Origin of the sequence: Actinomyces provencensis, from assembly GCF_900155435.1 — a bacterium.
Classification (GTDB): domain Bacteria; phylum Actinomycetota; class Actinomycetes; order Actinomycetales; family Actinomycetaceae; genus Pauljensenia; species Pauljensenia provencensis.
The window spans coordinates 948097-966698 of record NZ_LT700212.1 but is presented as its reverse complement, the minus strand read 5'-3'; the positions used below and the strand labels follow the sequence as shown (position 1 = coordinate 966698).

General features: G+C 71.1%; 16 protein-coding genes. 12 read left to right on the top strand and 4 right to left on the bottom strand.

From position 1 onward, the window contains the following. The first annotated feature begins 83 nt into the window (after nt 1-83). The 9 genes from uvrC (at nt 84) to secG (ending at nt 10181) form a co-directional block, all read left to right on the top strand. Nucleotides 84-2300 carry an excinuclease ABC subunit UvrC gene (uvrC, locus tag BQ9890_RS04195; protein WP_078062529.1) on the top strand — a complete coding sequence of 739 codons (2217 nt, stop codon included), beginning with the start codon at nt 84-86 and terminating at the stop codon, nt 2298-2300. Further along, nucleotides 2293-3540, top strand: a complete 1248-nt coding sequence (gene purT, locus BQ9890_RS04190; RefSeq protein WP_075889594.1) for a formate-dependent phosphoribosylglycinamide formyltransferase — start codon at nt 2293-2295, stop codon at nt 3538-3540. Before uvrC ends, purT begins: the two co-directional genes overlap by 8 nt. A gap of 38 nt (nt 3541-3578) precedes the next feature. Further along, on the top strand, nt 3579-4535 hold the full coding sequence (gene rapZ / locus BQ9890_RS04185) for an RNase adapter RapZ (RefSeq protein ID WP_075889592.1): 957 nt from the start codon (nt 3579-3581) through the stop codon (nt 4533-4535). Next, nucleotides 4535-5539 carry a gluconeogenesis factor YvcK family protein gene (locus BQ9890_RS04180; protein WP_075889590.1) on the top strand — a complete coding sequence of 335 codons (1005 nt, stop codon included), beginning with the start codon at nt 4535-4537 and terminating at the stop codon, nt 5537-5539. Before rapZ ends, BQ9890_RS04180 begins: the two co-directional genes overlap by 1 nt. Before the next feature lie 26 nt (nt 5540-5565). Then, nucleotides 5566-6549 (top strand): DNA-binding protein WhiA, encoded by a 984-nt coding sequence (gene whiA, locus BQ9890_RS04175; protein ID WP_075889588.1) that lies wholly within the window; start codon nt 5566-5568, stop codon nt 6547-6549. A 153-nt stretch (nt 6550-6702) separates the two neighbouring features. Next, entirely contained in the window at nt 6703-7710 is a 1008-nt protein-coding gene (gap, locus tag BQ9890_RS04170; protein WP_075889586.1) for a type I glyceraldehyde-3-phosphate dehydrogenase, read from the top strand. Between the two features lie 102 nt (nt 7711-7812). Beyond that, nucleotides 7813-9003, top strand: a complete 1191-nt coding sequence (locus tag BQ9890_RS04165; protein WP_075889584.1) for a phosphoglycerate kinase — start codon at nt 7813-7815, stop codon at nt 9001-9003. A gap of 2 nt (nt 9004-9005) precedes the next feature. After that, nucleotides 9006-9785 (top strand): triose-phosphate isomerase, encoded by a 780-nt coding sequence (tpiA, locus tag BQ9890_RS04160; RefSeq protein WP_075889582.1) that lies wholly within the window; start codon nt 9006-9008, stop codon nt 9783-9785. Nucleotides 9786-9935: 150 nt separating this feature from the next. Then, nucleotides 9936-10181 carry a preprotein translocase subunit SecG gene (secG, locus tag BQ9890_RS04155; protein WP_075889580.1) on the top strand — a complete coding sequence of 82 codons (246 nt, stop codon included), beginning with the start codon at nt 9936-9938 and terminating at the stop codon, nt 10179-10181. A 52-nt stretch (nt 10182-10233) separates the two neighbouring features. On the opposite strand, the gene pgl is transcribed toward secG, so the two are convergent. The 4 genes from pgl to tkt all read right to left on the bottom strand — a co-directional run bounded on the left by pgl (nt 10234) and on the right by tkt (nt 15565). Further along, nucleotides 10234-10947, bottom strand: a complete 714-nt coding sequence (pgl, locus tag BQ9890_RS04150; protein WP_075889578.1) for a 6-phosphogluconolactonase — start codon at nt 10945-10947, stop codon at nt 10234-10236. Beyond that, nucleotides 10940-11914, bottom strand: a complete 975-nt coding sequence (locus BQ9890_RS04145; RefSeq protein ID WP_075889576.1) for a glucose-6-phosphate dehydrogenase assembly protein OpcA — start codon at nt 11912-11914, stop codon at nt 10940-10942. The genes pgl and BQ9890_RS04145 overlap by 8 nt, the downstream gene beginning before the upstream one ends. Next, nucleotides 11911-13440, bottom strand: coding sequence for a glucose-6-phosphate dehydrogenase (gene zwf / locus BQ9890_RS04140; protein WP_075889574.1), 1530 nt, complete (start codon nt 13438-13440; stop codon nt 11911-11913). Before zwf ends, BQ9890_RS04145 begins: the two co-directional genes overlap by 4 nt. Nucleotides 13441-13501: 61 nt before the next feature. Next, nucleotides 13502-15565 carry a transketolase gene (tkt, locus tag BQ9890_RS04135; RefSeq protein WP_407638869.1) on the bottom strand — a complete coding sequence of 688 codons (2064 nt, stop codon included), beginning with the start codon at nt 15563-15565 and terminating at the stop codon, nt 13502-13504. 223 nt (nt 15566-15788) lie between these two features. Here tkt and BQ9890_RS04130 point away from each other — a divergent pair, with 223 nt between their 5' ends. Genes BQ9890_RS04130 through BQ9890_RS04120 form a run of 3 tightly spaced genes read left to right on the top strand, consistent with a single transcriptional unit; the run spans nt 15789 to nt 18464 of the window. Beyond that, nucleotides 15789-16745, top strand: coding sequence for a site-specific tyrosine recombinase XerD (locus tag BQ9890_RS04130; protein ID WP_195907624.1), 957 nt, complete (start codon nt 15789-15791; stop codon nt 16743-16745). Continuing rightward, a complete protein-coding gene (locus BQ9890_RS04125; RefSeq protein WP_143226234.1) occupies nt 16742-17623 on the top strand; it encodes a ParA family protein in 882 nt (293 codons plus the stop codon). The genes BQ9890_RS04130 and BQ9890_RS04125 overlap by 4 nt, the downstream gene beginning before the upstream one ends. Further along, nucleotides 17607-18464: a segregation and condensation protein A gene (locus tag BQ9890_RS04120; protein ID WP_078062220.1), complete on the top strand. Its 858-nt coding sequence runs from the start codon at nt 17607-17609 to the stop codon at nt 18462-18464. The genes BQ9890_RS04125 and BQ9890_RS04120 overlap by 17 nt, the downstream gene beginning before the upstream one ends. Nucleotides 18465-18602 lie beyond the last annotated feature (138 nt).

Here is an 18602-nt window from a genome sequence, read left to right as displayed (position 1 = left end):
GGAACTGAGCGGACCTCGAGGTCAGAACTGAGCGGACCTCAGTGGGAGAACAGAGCGGACTTCGGCAGATTAGGGTGGTGCGCGTGGCAGACCCCTCGACCTACCGTCCCCGCACCGCGGACATCCCCACCAGCCCGGGTGTGTATCGCTTCCGGGACGCGGAGGGCCGGGTCATCTACGTCGGCAAGGCGAAGAACCTGCGCCAGCGCCTGACGAACTACTTCCAGGACCCCGCCCACCTGCACCCGCGCACTCAGCAGATGGTCACCACCGCGGCCAGCGTCCAGTGGACGGTCGTGTCCACCGAGGTCGAGGCCCTCACCCTGGAATTCACGTGGATCAAGGAGTTCGATCCGCGTTTCAACGTCATGTACACGGACGACAAGTCCTACCCCTACCTGGCCGTCACCATGGGGGAGAAGGTGCCCCGCGTCCAGATCACCCGCGAGGCGCGTCGCGCCGGTGCGCGCTACTTCGGCCCCTACACGCAGGTCTGGGCCATCCGGGAGACCATCGACCTGCTCCTGCGCGTCTTCCCCGTGCGCTCCTGCTCCGCCGGCGTCTACCGCCGCGCACACGCACAGGGCCGCCCCTGCCTGCTCGGGTACATCGACAAGTGCTCCGCCCCCTGCGTGGGTCGCATCAGCGAGGAGGACCACCGCGAGCTCGCCGAGGACCTCTGCCAGTTCATGGAGGGCCGCACCGGCCCCTTCATCCGCGACATCGAGTCCCGCATGCGCGAGGCCGCGGGCGCCCTGGACTTCGAGCGTGCCGCACGCCTGCGCGACGACCTCCAGGCCCTGCGCAAGGTGCTGGAGCGCAATGCGGTGGTCCTCGACGACGGCACCGACGCCGACGTCTTCGCCCTGGTCACCGACGAACTCAACGCCGCGGTCCACGTCTTCCACGTGCGCGGGGGTCGCATCCGCGGCACCCGTGGCTGGGTGGTGGACCGCGTCGACGACACCCCACCCGCGGGCCTGATGGAACGACTCCTGGAGCAGGTCTACGGGGACGTCGAGCCGGCCGCGAAGCCCCTGCGCGGACGCCCGACCGGACGCGCCGAGGCGACCTCCGTCGACGACGTCGCCCACACCCCGACCCGCGCGATCCCCCGTGAGGTCCTGGTCTCGGACCTGCCCGAGGACGCCGCGACGCTGGAGACCTGGCTCTCCGACCTGCGCGGGGCCAGGGTGCGCCTGCACGTCCCCCACCGCGGCGCCAAGGCCCGCCTCATGGACACCGTGCGGGCGAACGCCTCCCAGGCCCTCCAACTCCACCGCACGCGCCGCGCCGGGGACCTCACCCAGCGCTCCCGCGCCCTGGAGGAACTCGCCGCCGACCTCGACCTGCCCGCAGCCCCCCTGCGCATCGAGTGCTACGACATCTCCCACACCCAGGGACAGGACCAGGTCGCCTCCATGGTCGTCTTCGAGGACGGCATACCCCGCAAGGACGCCTACCGCACCTTCAACATCCGCGGCGAGGACGGGACGGGCGTCCCGGACGACACGGCCGCCATGGACGAGGTCCTCCACCGCCGCTTCGCCCGGCTCCTCGCCGAGGAGGCCGGCATCGAGGGTGAGGACGCGGACGGCGTCCCGCTGGCCTCCGGCCCCGTCGACGCGACCTCGGGACGCCCCCGGCGCTTCTCCTACCGGCCCGACCTGGTCGTCGTCGACGGTGGGCTGCCCCAGGTCAACGCCGCCCGCACCGCCCTGGACAGCATGGGGGTGGACCTCCCGGTGGTCGGCCTCGCGAAGCGCCTGGAGGAGGTGTGGGTGCCCGGGGAGGAGTTCCCCCTGATCCTCCCGCGCACCTCGGCGGCCCTCTACCTGCTCCAGCACCTGCGCGACGAGTCCCACCGCTTCGCCATCACCAAGCACCGGCGCCGGCGCGCCAAGGGCCAGACGCGCTCCGTCCTCGACGACGTGCCCGGCCTGGGACCGGCCCGGCAGGGCGCCCTCCTGCGCCGTTTCGGATCCGTGAGACGCCTGCGCGACGCCACGGTCGAGGAGGTCGCGGAGGTACCCGGCATCGGTCCGGTGCTCGCCTCCACGGTCCTGGAAGCGCTCGGGTCCGGCGCGGGGAGCCCGGTGGCCCCCGGAGACGGGGACCCGGTGGTGGGCCCCGCCGTCGGCACCGAGGCGTTCCCCCCACCGCACGAGGGCGACCCCGAGCCCGCCGGAGGTGCGGGCGCCACCACCAGCGCCACGACCGGCACCACGTCTGGCACCGACCCGTCGTCCGACGACCCCACCACGTCCACCCGCACCCCGGAGGGAACCCACCATGACTGATCCGACCGACGCACGCGCCGCGACCACCCTGCCCACCCCGCTGCCCGCACGGATCCTCCTCCTCGGCTCCGGGGAGCTGGGCCGTGAGCTCACGATCTCGCTCAAGCGCCTGGGCGCACACGTGATCGCCGCGGACTCCTACCCCCACGCCCCCGCCATGCAGGTCGCCGACGAGCACCGTGTCCTCGACATGACCTCCGCCACGGACCTGCGCGCGCTCCTGGACTCCGTCGACGTCGACCTGGTGGTGCCCGAGGTCGAGGCCATCGCCACGGATGCCCTCGTCGAGGAGGAACGGACGGCGGACGCACCCCGCATCGTCCCCAACGCCTTCTCGGTCCGCACGACCATGGACCGCCAGCGCATCCGGGCGCTGGCCGCCTCGCTGCCGGGGGTGGAGACCTCACGCTTCCGTTTCGCCTCCTCCGCCGACGAGGTCCGCGAGGCACTCGACGTCACGGGTCTCCCGGCCTTCGTCAAGCCGACCATGTCCTCCTCCGGCCACGGCCAGACACGCATCACCGGGGCACACGAGGCGGAGGAGGCCTGGCGGGCCGCCGAGGAGGGGGCGCGAGCGGGCACGGGTCGCGTCATCGTGGAGGAGGCGATCGACTTCGACTCCGAGATCACCCTGCTCACGGTGCGTCGGTGGGACGCGGCTGCGGGGGAGGTGCGGACCTCCTTCTGCGCCCCGATCGGGCACCGGCAGGAGAGTGGGGACTACGTGGAGTCCTGGCAGCCCGCCGAGCTGTCGGACACGGCACTGGCGAGTGCGCGTTCCATGGCGGAGTCCGTCACCTCGGCCCTGGCGGAGGGCGGAGCCTCCCCGGCGCTGGGCCTGTTCGGGGTCGAGTTCTTCCTGCGGGGGGACCGCGTGTGGTTCTCGGAACTGTCGCCACGCCCGCACGACACCGGCATGGTGACCATGGTCACCCAGCACCAGTCCGAGTTCGACCTCCACGCCCGCGCCGTCCTGGGTCTGCCCGTCGACACCACGCTGGCGACCCCCGGCGCGTCCGCGGTCGTGCGCGCCCCCGGACAGCTGCGCGACGTGGCCTACGAGGGCGTCGCCGAGGCCCTGGCACTGGGCGGTGAGGTCCGGGTCTTCGGCAAGGACGCGACCCGGGAGGGACGCCGGCTGGGCGTCGCCCTGGCCAGGGGGCGGGACACCACCGACGCGCGCCGCACCGCGGAGGGCATGGCGGCGACGGTCCGCGTCGTCGAGGGCGAGCGCCGGTGAGCGACGGAGCGACCCCCGGAAGTGGCATCCTTGGGGGCATGACCAACCACGACGCCGGACAGGACGACAACCCGCCCACGGTACCCACGGGGATCCCGATGCTCGACGAGCTCCCGGGAGCGCCTGCGCCCGCGGTCAACGAGGTCCTCATCATCTCCGGTCGCTCCGGGGCGGGGCGCTCCCAGGCCGCACGTGCCCTGGAGGACCTCGACTGGTACGTCGTGGACAACCTGCCCCCCTCGATGCTGCCCGCCCTCGTCGGCATGATGTCGCCGGGCGGGGGGGCGGGTGTGCACCGGCTCGCGGTGGTCGTGGACGTGCGCTCCCGGGCGTTCTTCACCGCCCTGTCGGCAACCCTGGACAAGCTCCAGGCGGCCGGGGTGCTCTACCGGATCATCTTCCTCGAGGCGGACGAGGCCACCCTGGTGCGCCGCTACGAGTCGAACCGACGTCCCCATCCCCTGCAGGGGGAGGGGACGATCATCGACGGGATCCGTGCGGAGGACCGCCTGCTGCAGCCGCTGCGCACGCGTGCCGACGAGGTCATCGACACCTCGCACATGACGGTCCACGACCTCTCGCGCCACATCCGCGACGTCGTGGCGGGGGAGGCCGAACGCCCCCTGCAGCTCACCCTGGAGTCCTTCGGGTTCAAGTACGGCCTGCCGATGGACGCCGATGACGTCCTCGACGTCCGTTTCCTCAAGAACCCGTACTGGGTGGGGGAGTTGCGCCACCTCACCGGGCGCGACCAGGCGGTGGCCGACTACGTCCTGGACCAGCCGGGTGCCCGCGCCTTCGCCGAGGGGTACGCGGACCTGTTGGCCCCGATGCTCAAGGGCTACCTCACCGAGCTCAAGCCCTTCGTGACGATCGCGGTGGGGTGCACGGGTGGGAAGCACCGCTCGGTCGCCATGGCCGAGCTCATCGCCCAGCGTTTCCGTGACACCGGCTTCTCCGTGCGTGTCCTCCACCGTGACCTGGGGCGTGAGTGATGGCCTATCTCGACCGGGACGGTTGGGCGCAGCGCGGTGAGGTCGGTCAGTCCGTCGTCGCCCTGGGCGGCGGCCACGGTCTCTCCGCGACCCTGCGGGCACTGCGCCACATCACCCATGCCGTGACCGCGGTGGTCACCGTCGCCGACGACGGCGGGTCCTCGGGCCGTCTGCGCCGTGAGATGGACGTCCTGCCCCCCGGTGACCTGCGCATGGCGTTGGCCAGCCTGTGCGAGGAGACCGAATGGGGCCTCACCTGGCGTGACGTCCTGCAGACGCGTCTGGACACGACCGGCCCGCTGGACGGGCACGCCCTCGGGAACCTCCTGATCTCGGGGCTGTGGCAGATGCTCGGCGACCCGGTCGAGGGACTCGACTGGGTGGCGCGCCTGCTCAACGCGCAGGGGCGTGTGCTCCCCATGGCGTCCGTGCCCCTGGACATCGAGGCCGAGATGGAGGACCAGGGTCGCGAGTACACCGTGCGCGGGCAGTCACGGGTCGCCGTCGCCCCCGGCACCGTGCGCCACGTGCGCCTGATCCCCGAGGACCCGCCCGTCCCGGGGGCGGTGCTGGAGGCGATCGACGCCGCGGACTGGGTGGTCCTGGGTCCGGGCTCCTGGTACACCTCCGTCATCCCGCACCTGCTGGTGACCGATCTCCACCGTGCCCTGGTCACCACCGACGCCCACCGGGCGCTGGTGCTGAACCTGGCTCGCCAGCGTGGCGAGACCGACACGATGACATCGGCCGACCACGTCCGGGTCCTGCTGCAGCACGCCCCCGACCTCAAGCTGGACGTCGTCCTGGCTGATCCGACCGCGATCGACGACATCGACGACCTCGTGGAGGCCGCCCAGGAGGCCGGTGCCCGGCTCATGTTGCGCCAGGTCCGCACCGGGGACGGCATGCCCCACCACGACCCGCTCCGCCTGGCCGCTGCACTGCGCGACGCCTTCGACGGCTTCCTCGGCGAGGTCGGCCGTCCCGAGCCGTGGCTCGCCTGAGGCCGGGCGACGAAAGGAATGCACTGATGTCACTGACGACTGACATGAAGGACGAGCTCGCCCGTCTCCGGGCCGGCTCCGTCAGCTCCGTTGCCGCCGAGGTGGCTGCCGTGCTGCGTTTCGCGGGCGGACTGCACCTGGTCTCCGGCCGCATCATCATCGAGGCGGAACTCGACTCCCCGGTCGCGGCCCAGAGGCTGCGGACCTTCATGGCCCACCTCTACGGCACGGACTCGAGCGTGGTCGTGGTCTCGGGCGGTGCGCTGCGCCGCGGCAACCGCTACGTGGTGCGCGTGGTGAAGGACGCCGACGACCTGGCCCGCATGACGGGTCTGGTGGACCAGTTGGGGCGCCCGGTGCGCGGGCTGCCCGCCCAGATCGTCTCCGCCGGGAGGGACGAGGCCGCAGCCGCGTGGCGCGGGGCGTTCCTCGCACGCGGCTCCCTCATGGAGCCCGGGCGTTCCTCCTCCCTGGAGATCACCGCCCCGGGTGCCGAGGCCGCCCTGGCCATGGTCGGGTGCGCCCGCAGGCTGGGGGCGGCCGCACGCTCCAAGGAGGTCCGCGGCGCGGACCGTGTGAGCGTGCGGGACTCCGACGCGATCGGCGCACTCATCCTCGCCATGGGCGCCACACGCACCCATGCCGCCTGGCAGGCACGCCGGGAGAGGCGCGAGGCCCGCGGGTCCGCCAACCGTCTGGCCAACTTCGACGACGCGAACCTCAGGCGTTCCGCGCGCGCCGCCGTCGCAGCGGGGGCCCGGGTCGAGCGCGCCTTCGAGATCCTCGGCGACGAGGTGCCCGAACACCTCCAGGAGGCGGGACGCCTGCGCCTGGAGTTCAAGCAGGCCTCCCTGGAGGAGCTCGGACGTCGCACGGACCCACCCCTGACCAAGGACGCGGTGGCGGGCCGGATCCGCCGACTCCTCGCCATGGCGGACAAGAAGGCCCACGAGGAGGGGATCCCGGACACCGAGTCCGCACTGACGCTCGACATGCTCGACGAGGACTGAGACCGTGGGTCGTACGGCCCTGCGCCCCCGGGCCCCGGGGGTGTAGATTTGGGGGTGCTGGAACCGCAGGAACTGCGGGCCGGGGCCGTATCCTGCGGCACCGGTTGCATCGAAGAAGTGCCCCCACGGAGGGGCACAAGCAGGAGGACAACAGTGACCACCCGCGTTGGCATCAACGGCTTCGGCCGCATCGGCCGCAACTTCTTCCGCGCCGCCCTTGAGCAGGGCGCGGACATCGAGGTTGTCGCCGTCAACGACCTGACCGACAACAAGACCCTCGCCCACCTCCTCAAGTTCGACTCGATCATGGGTCGTCTCGACGCCGAGGTCACCTACGACGAGGAGTCCATCTCCGTCGACGGCCACCGCATCGTGGCCCTCGAGGAGCGCGACCCCGCCAAGCTCCCCTGGGGCGACCTCGGGGTGGATGTCGTCGTGGAGTCCACCGGATTCTTCACCGACGGCGAGAAGGCCAAGGCCCACATCGACGGTGGCGCCAAGAAGGTCGTCATCTCCGCCCCCGCGAAGAACGTCGACGGCACCTTCGTCATCGGTGTGAACGACGACCAGTACGACCCCGCCACGCAGAACATCGTCTCGAACGCGTCCTGCACCACGAACTGCCTCGCCCCGCTGGCGAAGGTCCTCGACGACGCCTTCGGCATCGAGCGTGGCCTCATGGTCACGGTCCACGCCTACACCGGCGACCAGCGTCTGCACGACGCCCCCCACAAGGACCTGCGTCGCGCCCGCGCCGCCGCCCTGAACATCGTCCCGACCTCCACCGGCGCCGCCCGCGCCGTGGCCCTGGTCCTGCCCCAGCTCAAGGGCAAGCTCGACGGCTACGCCATGCGCGTCCCGGTCCCCACCGGGTCCGTCGTCGACCTGACCTTCGAGCCCAAGAAGGCCGGCGTCACCGCCGAGGACGTCAACGCCGCCGCCAAGGCCGCCTCCACCGGCGACTTCGCCCACGTGTTCAAGTACTCCGAGGACGACCTGGTCTCCACCGACATCGTCGGCGACCCGCACTCCTCGATCTTCGACTCGCAGCTGACCAAGGTCATCGACAACATGGTCAAGGTCGTCTCCTGGTACGACAACGAGTGGGGCTACTCCAACCGCCTCGTCGAGCTGACCGCGCTGGTCGGCTCCAAGCTCTGAGCCACCAGGTCTCATGACGCAGGGCGCCCGCGCACGCGACAGCGTGTGCGGGCGCCTTTCGTCGGGGCCCACCCACTCCCACATCCACCGAAGGAAGGTTCAATGAGGACCATCGAATCGCTGGGCGACCTGCGCGGCAAGCGCGTGCTCGTCCGCTCCGACTTCAACGTCCCGCTCAAGGACGGTGTCATCACCGACGACGGTCGCATCCGCGCCGCGCTGCCGACCCTGGAGAAGCTGGTCCACGCCGGCGCCAAGGTCGTCGTCATGGCCCACCTCGGCCGCCCCAAGGGCGAGGTCAAGCCCGAGTTCTCGCTGGCACCCGTCGCCGCACGCCTCGGCGAGCTCGTCGACGCGCCCGTCACCCTCGCCAAGGACGTCACCGGGCCCTCCGCCCACGAGGTCGTCGCCGCCCTGAAGGACGGCGAGATCGCCCTCCTGGAGAACGTCCGCTTCGACGCCCGCGAGACCTCCAAGGTCGACGCCGAGCGCGAGGCCCTCGCCAAGGAGTACGCCGAGCTCGGGGACGTCTTCGTCTCCGACGGTTTCGGCGTGGTCCACCGCAAGCAGGCCTCGGTCTACGACATCGCGAAGATCCTGCCCTCCGCCGCCGGCCTCCTGGTGGTCAAGGAGATCGAGTCCCTGCGTCGCGCCACCGACAACCCGGAGCGGCCCTACGCCGTGGTCCTGGGTGGGTCGAAGGTCTCCGACAAGCTCGGGGTCATCGCCAACCTCCTGACCAAGGCCGACATGCTGCTCATCGGCGGCGGCATGGTGTTCACCTTCCTGGCCGCCAAGGGCCTCAGCGTGGGCAAGTCGCTGCTCGAGGAGGACCAGATCGACGTCGTCAAGGGCTACATCGACGAGGCCGCCCAGCGCGGTGTCGAGCTCGTGCTGCCGGTCGACATCATCGTGGCCCCCGAGTTCAGCGCGGATGCGCCCGCCACGGTCGTCCCGGCGGACGCCATCCCCGCGGACCAGATGGGCCTCGACATCGGCCCGGAGTCCCAGAAGCTCTTCGCCGAGAAGCTCGCCACCACGAAGACCGTCGCCTGGAACGGTCCGATGGGCGTCTTCGAGTTCCCCGCCTTCTCCGGCGGCACGCGCACCGTCGCGGAGGCCCTGTCCACGGGGTCGATGTTCTCGGTCGTCGGTGGCGGTGACTCGGCTGCGGCCGTGCGCCTCCTCGGCTTCGACGAGTCGACCTTCTCCCACATTTCCACCGGTGGTGGCGCCTCCCTCGAACTCCTCGAGGGCAAGGTCCTGCCGGGCATCGCAGTTCTGGAGGACTGAACATGGCACGCACCCCCCTGATGGCGGGCAACTGGAAGATGAACCTCGACCACCTCGAGGCCATCCACCTGGTCCAGGGACTCGCCCTGGCGCTCGACGACGCCAACTTCGACTACTCCTCGACCGAGGTCGTAGTCATCCCCCCGTTCACCGCCATCCGCTCCGTGCAGACGGTCGTCGAGGGTGACAACCTCAAGATCCGCTACGGCGCCCAGGACGTCTCGACCCACCAGGCCGGGGCGTACACGGGTGAGGTCTCCGCGGAGATGCTGGTCAAGCTCGGTGTCTCCTACGTGCTCGTCGGCCACTCGGAGCGTCGCGAGTACCACCACGAGTCCGATGCCCTGGTGGGCGAGAAGGCCCGGGTCGTCCTCGATGCGGGCATGACCCCCATCATCTGCTGTGGTGAGGGCCTGGACGTGCGCAAGGCCGGCCGTCAGGTCGAGCACGTGCTCGCCCAGATCGACGGGGCACTGGAGGGCATGGACGCGGAGGCGGCCGCCAAGGTCGTCATCGCCTACGAGCCCATCTGGGCCATCGGCACCGGCGAGGTCGCGACCCCCGCCGACGCCCAGGAGGTCTGCGGCGCGATCCGTCTGCGTCTCGCGGAGCTGTACTCCGCGGAACTGGCCGAGGGTGTGCGCATCCTCTACGGCGGGTCCGTCAAGTCCTCCAACGTCAAGGAGATCATGGCCGAACCCGACGTCGACGGTGGTCTCGTCGGCGGCGCCTCGCTCAAGGCCGAGGAGTTCGCGAAGATCGCGCGCTTCGAGACCCTCTGAGTCCTCGGACAGCTCCCCGCACGAACCGATGGGGGCCGACCGGCCAGCCGGTTGGCCCCCATTCGTGCGTGCGCACTAGAATCATCCTCGTTGTCGTCGCGCCCTGAGGTACACCCGAGGCGCCCACCCGGACCTGAACGGAACCCACTCGTGGCTGTATTGAAGATCGTCCTGCTGGTGCTCATCGTCGTGACGAGCATCCTGCTCACCCTGACCGTGCTCATGCACAAGGGGCGCGGTGGCGGGCTCTCCGACATGTTCGGCGGTGGGATCTCCTCCTCGGTGGGGTCGTCCGGCGTCGCGGAGCGCAACCTCAACCGCATCACCCTCGGTGTCCTCACCGTGTGGGCGGTGTGCATCGTCGCCTTCGGCGTGCTCAACAAGTTCGGCTTCTGACACACCCTGGTCCCTCTCCCGTCGGGGCACGCCCCGACGGGTGGGGGAGTGGTCAGGGGAGCTGACCCGCGGCTGCCCCGTCCAACCACCACACGGCTCCCCGGCGCGCCAGGGCCGCCACGGGGACCTCGTGGACGTCGGCCCCCTCCAACGCCTGCGCAATGGGGCGCGCCTTGGACCCACCGGCCGCGACCAGCCAGAGGTGCGTCGAGCCCGCCACCACCGGGCGCGACAGTGAGATCCTCAGCGGCGGGGGCTTGGGGGAGTGGTGCTCGGCGACCACGACGTCGGTCGCGTCCACCTGTGCGTGTCCGGGGAAGAGGCTCGCGAAGTGTCCGTCCTCCCCGGTGCCCACCAGGGCGAGGTCCGGGCTCCGTGTCCCCATTCCCTCACCCCACTCGGCGGCGAAGTCCGCAGTGGCCTGCTCCAGGGAACGCGTCCCGTCATCGGCGGGCATGGGGCGCAGCTGTACCCCGGGCAGGCGGTCGAGCAGGGCCTCGCGTGCCGCGAGGTCGTTGCGGTCCGGGTCCCCGGCGGGCACGAAGCGCTCGTCCACCCACCACACGCGCACACGCGACCAGTCCAGGGACGCCTCGTGGCCCCGCAGTCGCTCCAGGACCAGCGAGTTCACGGAGCCGCCCGCCAGGGCCAGGTCCACGGGCCGGTCGGGGACCGTGCGCAGGAGGTCCGCCAGCGTCCTGACGAGGGCGTCCGCCACCGCCTGCCCCAGCTCCCGGGGCCCCGGGTACACCCTGAGGTCAGGCACGTCCCTCGCCCCCGCCCTCGTCGCCCTCCAGCAATGCCACCGCCGCCGGCAGCCGGGGGAGGTCCCGGGTGAGGACCTCGCTGTAGAACACGTCGGGGTCCAGGCGCCGCAGCTCCTCCATCAGGCAGTCCTGGACGGAGCGCCGCGGCAGGTTGACATAGGTGGTGTCCAGGCCCGTGCGCACCAGGTGAGCCACCTGGGAGACGGCCCGACGTGTCAGGGAGACCTCGGAGCCGTCCTCGAAGGAGAAGTGGACGCCCGTGATCGTGCGTGCCTCCGGGTCGGGTTCGTGGACGGTGGGGACCCCCGTGCGACGCTGCAGCCAGGCGGCCACGAGGAAGGACGAGGGGTGCGTGGCGTGTCCCGTCACACGGATGCCGACGGGTGCGCGGTCGAAACCCTCCACCACGGTCGCGACGACCGCCCGCCACAGGGTGACCCCCGACCAGGCGAGGTCGGTGTCACCCGGGGAGTAGACGCGGGCCAGGTCCATGAGTGTGCGCATGGGGCAGTCGGTCTGGCGGGAGTCGGTGATGCGACGTACCGCGATGACGCCCAGTGGGTGTTCCCCGGGGTTCTCGGGCGGGGTGTTGGGCCAGTAGGTGACCACCGGCGTGTCGGAGAGCAGCAACGGCATCACCAGGGTGTCCAGGCCGATGGCTGCGTCCCCGCGCGGCTCCAGGACCACCACGTCGGAGGGTCCGGCCTCACCGCCGACCCGGATCTGGGCGTTGAGCCGGGCAGTGCCCTGCCGGTCCCCGGGATCGACCACGACGATGACGCGGCAGGGGTGCTCACGCGACGCGGCGTCCGAGATCTCGATCGCGCGGTCCACGTCGATGACGTCGTCGACGACCACGATGAGGGTGAGCACGCGTCCCAGGGCTGCGGAACCACGGTCCGCGCGCATCTCGATGATGCGCGAGGCCACCTCCGAGGCGGTGGTGTCCTTGAGTGTGATGATCACGGGATCCTCCAGGTGCGTCCGTCCAGGGCCAGCATCTCGTGGGCCGTGGAGGGACCCCAGGAACCCGGCCGGTACTGCTCGGGGGACCCCGATGCCTCCCAGTGCGCCAGGACGGGGTCGAGGATCCGCCAGGACAGCTCCACCTCACGCTGGTGGGGGAAGAGGGGGGCCGACCCCACGAGGGCGTCCAGGAGCAGGCGCTCGTAGGCCTCGGGGGAGTCCTCGGTGAAGGCGTGCCCGTAGCCGAAGTCCATCGTCACGTCCCGCACCTGCATCTCCGTACCGGGGACCTTCGCGCCGAAGCGCAGCGTCATGCCCTCATCGGGCTGGACCCGGATGACGAGGACGTTCTGCCCGGTCTCACCCATCTCGGAGTTCTCGAAGGGGACGTGGGCCGCCCTCCTGAAGACGATCGCGATCTCGGTGACGCGCTTGCCCAGGCGCTTGCCCGTGCGCAGGTAGAAGGGAACCCCCGCCCACCGGCGGGTGTCCACGAAGAGCTTGAGGGCGGCGAAGGTCTCCGTGCGGGAGTCCACGGGGATGTTGTCCTCCTCCAGGAACCCACGGACGTGGGCACCCCCCTGCCATCCCTCCGTGTACTGTCCCCGTGCCGTGCCCGTGTCGAGGTCCTCGGGCAGGCGCACGGCGGAGAGGACCTTCTCCTTCTCGGCCCGCAGCGCCTCCGGGGTGAAGCGGACCGGCTCCTCCATGGCGGTGAGGGCCAGGAGCTGCAGGAGGTGGTTCTGGATGACGTCACGGGCAGCACCGATGCCGTCGTAGTAACCCGCCCGGGTCCCGATGCCGATCTCCTCGGACATGGTGATCTGGACGTGGTCGACGTAGTTGGAGTTCCACAGCGGCTCGAACATCGTGTTCGCGAACCGCATCGCGAGGATGTTCTGGACCGTCTCCTTGCCGAGGTAGTGGTCGATGCGGAACACGTCGCGTTCCTCGAACACGTGGGAGACCACCCGCGAGAGTTCCCGGGCCGAGTCGAGGTCGTGCCCGAAGGGCTTCTCGATGATCACCCGGCGCCACTCGTGGCCACCGTTGCGCTCATTGAGGCCCGTGTCCGCGAGGTGACGGCACACGACGGGGAACCAGGAGGGTGGGATGGACAGGTAGAAGGCGTGGTTGCCGCCCGTGCCCCGTGAGCGGTCGAGCTCGGCGACCGTGTCCGCCAGCTTCCGGTACCCCTCGGCGTCGTCGAAGCTGCCCGGCACGAAACGCAGTCCCGCGGCGAACTGCTTCCAGGTGCGCTCCTCGAAGCCCGTGCGCGAGTACTTCTCGATCGCGGTGCGCACGAACTCCTCGAAGTCACCCGTGGACCAGTCACGTCGCGCGAAGCCGGTCAGGGCGAAAGCGGGGTTGAGCAGTCCGCGGTTGGCAAGGTCGTAGACCGCCGGGAGCAGCTTCTTGCGGGCGAGGTCACCCGTGATCCCGAAGATCACCAGCCCACAGGGGGGTGCCACGCGGGGGAGGCGACGGTCCTCGGGATCGTGCAGCTCGAAGGGGGGAGAACCCACGGTGTTCCTTCTTCCTGGAGGGGCCGGGCGGGCGCTGGGCCCGCCCGGCCACGAGGACGGCTCAGGCCCGGGCCGCCGCCAGCGACTCGTGGGCCGCGGACACGACGTGGGGGGCGTCGATGCCGTACTCGTCGAAGAGTGCCTGACCCGCACCCGAGGCACCGAAGTGCTCGATGGACACCGAGCGTCCGGCGTCACCGACCAGGCCACGCCACGGCATGGCGATCCCGGCCTCGACGGAGACACGGGCACGCACCGCAGCCGGCAGCACGGACTCGCGGTAGTCGGCGTCCTGCTGCCCGAACCACTCCATGCAGGGGACGGACACGACCCGCGCGGCGATGCCCTGGTCGGCCAGCAGGGTCTGGGCGGCCAGTGCGTACTGGACCTCGGAACCGGAGCCCATGAGGATGACGTCGGGGACGCCCTCGCAGTCGGAGAGCACATAGGCACCCCGCGCGACCCCGGTGGCGTCCGCTAGACCCGTACCCGCGCCACGCGCGGGGTTGGGCACGTTCTGTCGTGAGAGGACCAGACCGGCGGGGTGGCGCTGCTCCAGGACGGCGCGCCACGCCTGGGCGGTCTCCTCCGCGTCGGCGGGACGCACGACGGCCAGCCCGGGGATCGCCCGGCAGGCGGCCAGGTGCTCGATGGGCTGGTGGGTGGGTCCGTCCTCACCGACACCGACGGAGTCATGGGTCCACACGTGCACGACGGGCAGGTCCATGAGGGCCGCCAGGCGCACGGCACCACGCTGGAAGTCGGAGAACACGAAGAAGGTGCCTCCGTAGACGCGGCTCAGACCGTCCGCGGCGATGCCGTTCATCAGGCAGGCCATCGCGAACTCGCGCACCCCGAAGTGGAGGTTCCGACCGAAGGGGTTGCCGGGGAACATCGCCGAGGAGCGGTCCACCGGCAGGAAGGACGGCCAGCCCTTCATGAAGGTGTTGTTCGACCCCGCCAGGTCCGCCGAACCGCCCCAGAGCTCGGGCACCGCCGAGGCGATGGCGTTGAGGACCTGTCCCGACGCCGCACGCGTCGCGACGGCCTTGCCGGGCTCGAACTCCGGCAGGGACTCCTCCCACCCCTCGGGCATGCGCCCCTCGACGATGCGTTCCAGCATCTCGGCTCGTTCTGGATGGGCCGAGCGCCAGGCCTCGAAACGGGGGTCCCACTCGGCGTGGGCCTCGCGGGCACGCCGGGCCGCATTGGCCCGCGCGGTGTCCACGGCCTCCTGGTCGACGGCGAACATCCGGTCCGGATCGGCCCCGAGGGCCTCCTTGAGTCCACGCAGTGCGTCGGAACCGAGCTTGGACCCGTGGATGGCCCCGGTGTTCGCCTTGCCCGGCGTCGGCCAGCCGATGACCGTGCGCAGGGCGATGATCGAGGGCCTGCCCGTCTCCGCCTTCGCGGCGTCCAGGGCCTCGTCCAGGGCCCGCACGTCCTCGGAGTAGGAACCGTCCTCGGACAGCCAGTCGACACGCTGCACGTGCCATCCGTAGGCCTCGAAGCGTGCGAGCACGTCCTCGGTGAAGGCGATGTTCGTGTCGTCCTCGATCGAGATGTGGTTGTCGTCGTAGAGGACGGTGAGGTTGCCCAGTTCCTGCGTGCCGGCCAGGGAGGCGGCCTCGGAGGTGACGCCCTCCTGCATGCACCCGTCCCCGGCGATGACGTAGACATCATGGTCGAAGACCGACTCGCCCAGCGGCGTCTCGGGGTCCAGGAGCCCGTGGGAGCGGCGCGAGGACATGGCGAAGCCGACGGCCGCGGCGAACCCGGTCCCCAGGGGCCCGGTGGTGAGCTCGATGCCGCGGGTGTGGCGGAACTCGGGGTGACCGGGGGTGAGGGAGCCGAGCACACGCAGCTGCTCCAGGTCGTGGAGTTCCAGACCGGCGCCGGCCAGGTAGAGCTGGATGTACTGGGTGAGGGAGGTGTGCCCCGCGGACAGGATGAACCTGTCGCGTCCCAGCCACCGGTCGTCGGCCGGGTCGAAGCGCAGGTGTCGCTGGAAGAGCAGGTAGGCGGCGGGTGCCAGGGAGATCGCCGTCCCCGGGTGCCCGTTGCCGGTCTTCTCCACCGCGTCCGCTGCCAGTACCTTCGCCGTCGTCACGGCGCGTTCATCCATGGGGTCCCACTCGAATGTCACTGTCGGCCTCCAGCCGTCCATGCCCTCACAGGCGTGCTTCACACGGGTTCCGCCCCAAACTCTATCCCGCGCGCGCCCACCCCACCCGGGGGGTCCCGGGTCGGGGTGGGGGAGGGGTGCCGACGAGGGCGCGCCCCCGGGCACGTGGGTGGTCCCCGGAGCGGCGGACGCCGGGCGGCTGCGGGCGGCCTAGCATTCCCCCATGGAGGACATGGAGGACGTCGCGCGGGACTGGCTCGACCACCTGAGGGTGGAGCGGGGTGCCTCACCCCACACGGTCTCCAACTACCGTCGTGACGTCGCGCGTTACCTCGGCGACCTGCGCGCCCACGGCACCGGTTCCCTCCAGGAGGTCACCGAGGCGGACATCGCACGCCATGTCGCGGCCCTGCGCTCGGGGGAGGTCACGGGACGTCCACTGGCCGCGTCCTCGGTGGCCCGCGCCTGCGCGGCGATCCGCGGCCTCCACCGCTTCGCCCTGCGGGAGGGGCTCACCACCGACGACCCCGCCGCCCGCCTGGAGGCCCCCCGGATGCCCGGGAGACTCCCCAAGGCGCTCTCCGTCCCCCAGGTGGGGGCCCTCCTCGACGCCGCACACCTGGGTGACTCCCCGGTCCATCTCCGCGACGCCGCGCTCCTGGAGTTCCTCTACGCCACCGGCGCCCGCATCACCGAGGCGGTCTCCCTGGCGGTGGACGACCTGGACCTGGAGGAGGAGATGCCGGTCGTGCGCCTTTTCGGGAAGGGGCGCAAGGAACGCCTCGTGCCCGTGGGCCGCCCCGCCCGCGAGGCCATCGACGCCTACCTCGTGCGCGCACGCCCCCAGCTCGCCCAGCGCGGCCGGGGGACGCCCGCCCTCTTCCTCAACACGCGTGGTCGCCCACTGTCCCGGCAGTCGGCCTGGGAGGCCGTCCAGCGCGTGGCCTCACTGGCGGGTCTGTCCGCCCACGTCTCCCCCCACACGCTGCGGCACTCCTTCGCCACGCACCTGCTCGAGGGAGGGGCCAGTATCCGCGACGTCCAGGAGCTCCTGGGCCACGCCAGCGTGCAGTCGACGCAGGTCTACACGCGTCTCTCGGCCCTCACCCTGCGGGAGGTGTACCGCACCTCCCATCCACGGGCACTCGGGGTGGGATCCGCAGGAAAGGACGGGCGATGAACTACGCTGGGCGCGTGACGAACGACGCTCAGCCCACCCTCGACGGCGGTCCCTGCGAGACCGAGGAGGACTTCCCCGTCCCGGCCCCACTGGACGGTCACGGACCCGCCCGCATCATCGCCATGTGCAACCAGAAGGGCGGCGTCGGCAAGACGACCACCACCATCAACCTGGGTGCGGCCCTCGCCGAGTACGGTCGCCGTGTCCTCGTCGTCGACTTCGACCCCCAGGGTGCCGCCTCCGTGGGTCTGGGCATCAACACCCTGGACATGGACCAGACGGTCTACACGGTCCTCATGAACTCCCGCGCCGACGTGCGCTCCGCGATCGTCCCGAGTGGGACCGAGGGCCTCGACGTGCTGCCCGCGAACATCGACCTCTCCGCCGCGGAGGTGCAGCTGGTCAACGAGGTGGCCCGGGAGTCGGCGCTGGCGCGCGTGCTGCGACACGTCGTGGACGACTACGACGTCATCCTCATCGACTGCCAGCCCTCCCTCGGTCTGCTCACCGTCAACGCACTCACCGCCGCCCACGGCGTCATCGTCCCCGTGGAGGCGGAGTTCTTCGCACTGCGCGGTGTGGCACTCCTCGTGGAGACCATCGAGACCGTGCGTGACCGCATCAACCCGCGACTGAAGATCGACGGGATCGTGGCGACGATGGTGGACACGCGCACCCTGCACGCCCGTGAGGTGCTCCAGAGGCTGAACGAGGCCTTCGGGGACCTCGTGTACACCACCCGGATCCGTCGCACGGTGAAGTTCCCCGACGCCTCGGTGGCCACGGAGCCGATCACCAGCTACGCCCCGACGCACCCCGGCGCGGAGGCCTACCGACGTCTCGCACGTGAGGTGGTCGCCCGTGGTGACGTCGCGTGACACGCAGGTCGGGATCGGGCCCGGACAGGGGAGGATCGACCAGTTCCAGGTGAGCCTGGAGGTCTTCCAGGGGCCCTTCGACCTGCTGCTGCAGCTGATCTCCCGCCGCAAGCTCGACATCACCGAGATCGCACTGTCCGAGGTCACCGACGAGTTCATCTCCTACATGCGCACCTTCCCCGACCTCTCCCGCACGACGGAGTTCCTGGTGGTGGCCGCGACCCTGCTGGACCTGAAGGCCGCGCACCTGCTGCCCCGGGAGGAGGGGGAGGAGGACGTGGACCTCGCGGACCTGGAGGCCCGGGACCTGCTCTTCTCCCGCCTGCTCCAGTACCGGGCATTCAAACTCGCCGCCGCCGAGGTCTCGCGCACCCTGGGCCTCCACGCGGGTGCCTTCCCCCGCTCGGTCCCACTGGAACCCCACTTCGCGGCCCTGCTGCCCGAGCTCGTGTGGATGACGGGACCCGGTGACCTGGCACGGGCCGCGGCCGAGGCACTCACCCACACCCCACCCACCGTGGAGGTCGCCCACCTGCACGACCCCGCGGTCCCGGTGCGCGAGCAGGCCCTGTTGATCGCCGACCGCCTGCGCACCCTGGGGCGCGCCACCTTCCACCAGCTCGTCGAGGACGCCGGCACCACCGCCGTGGTGGTCTCCCGCTTCCTCGCGCTCCTGGAGCTCTACCGCCGTCGCGTGGTGGCCTTCACCCAGGACGAGGCGCTCGGTGAGTTGGACGTGACCTGGACGGGTGGCGACGCCGCGGTGGACATCGACGTCGACGAGTACGAGGGCGACGCGGGGGCGTCGGAGGGAGGACACCGTGCCGCAGCAGCATCCTGAGCACGAGCACGAGCACGAGGAGGACCACTCCGCCCTGGTGCAGGGGGCCGGGGACCCGTCCCGGGACGCCCCCGCGCCCGGGGCGGGGAGTGCCGCGGCAGGGAGTCGCACGGACGCCGGCGGCGCCCGCGTCCCCCA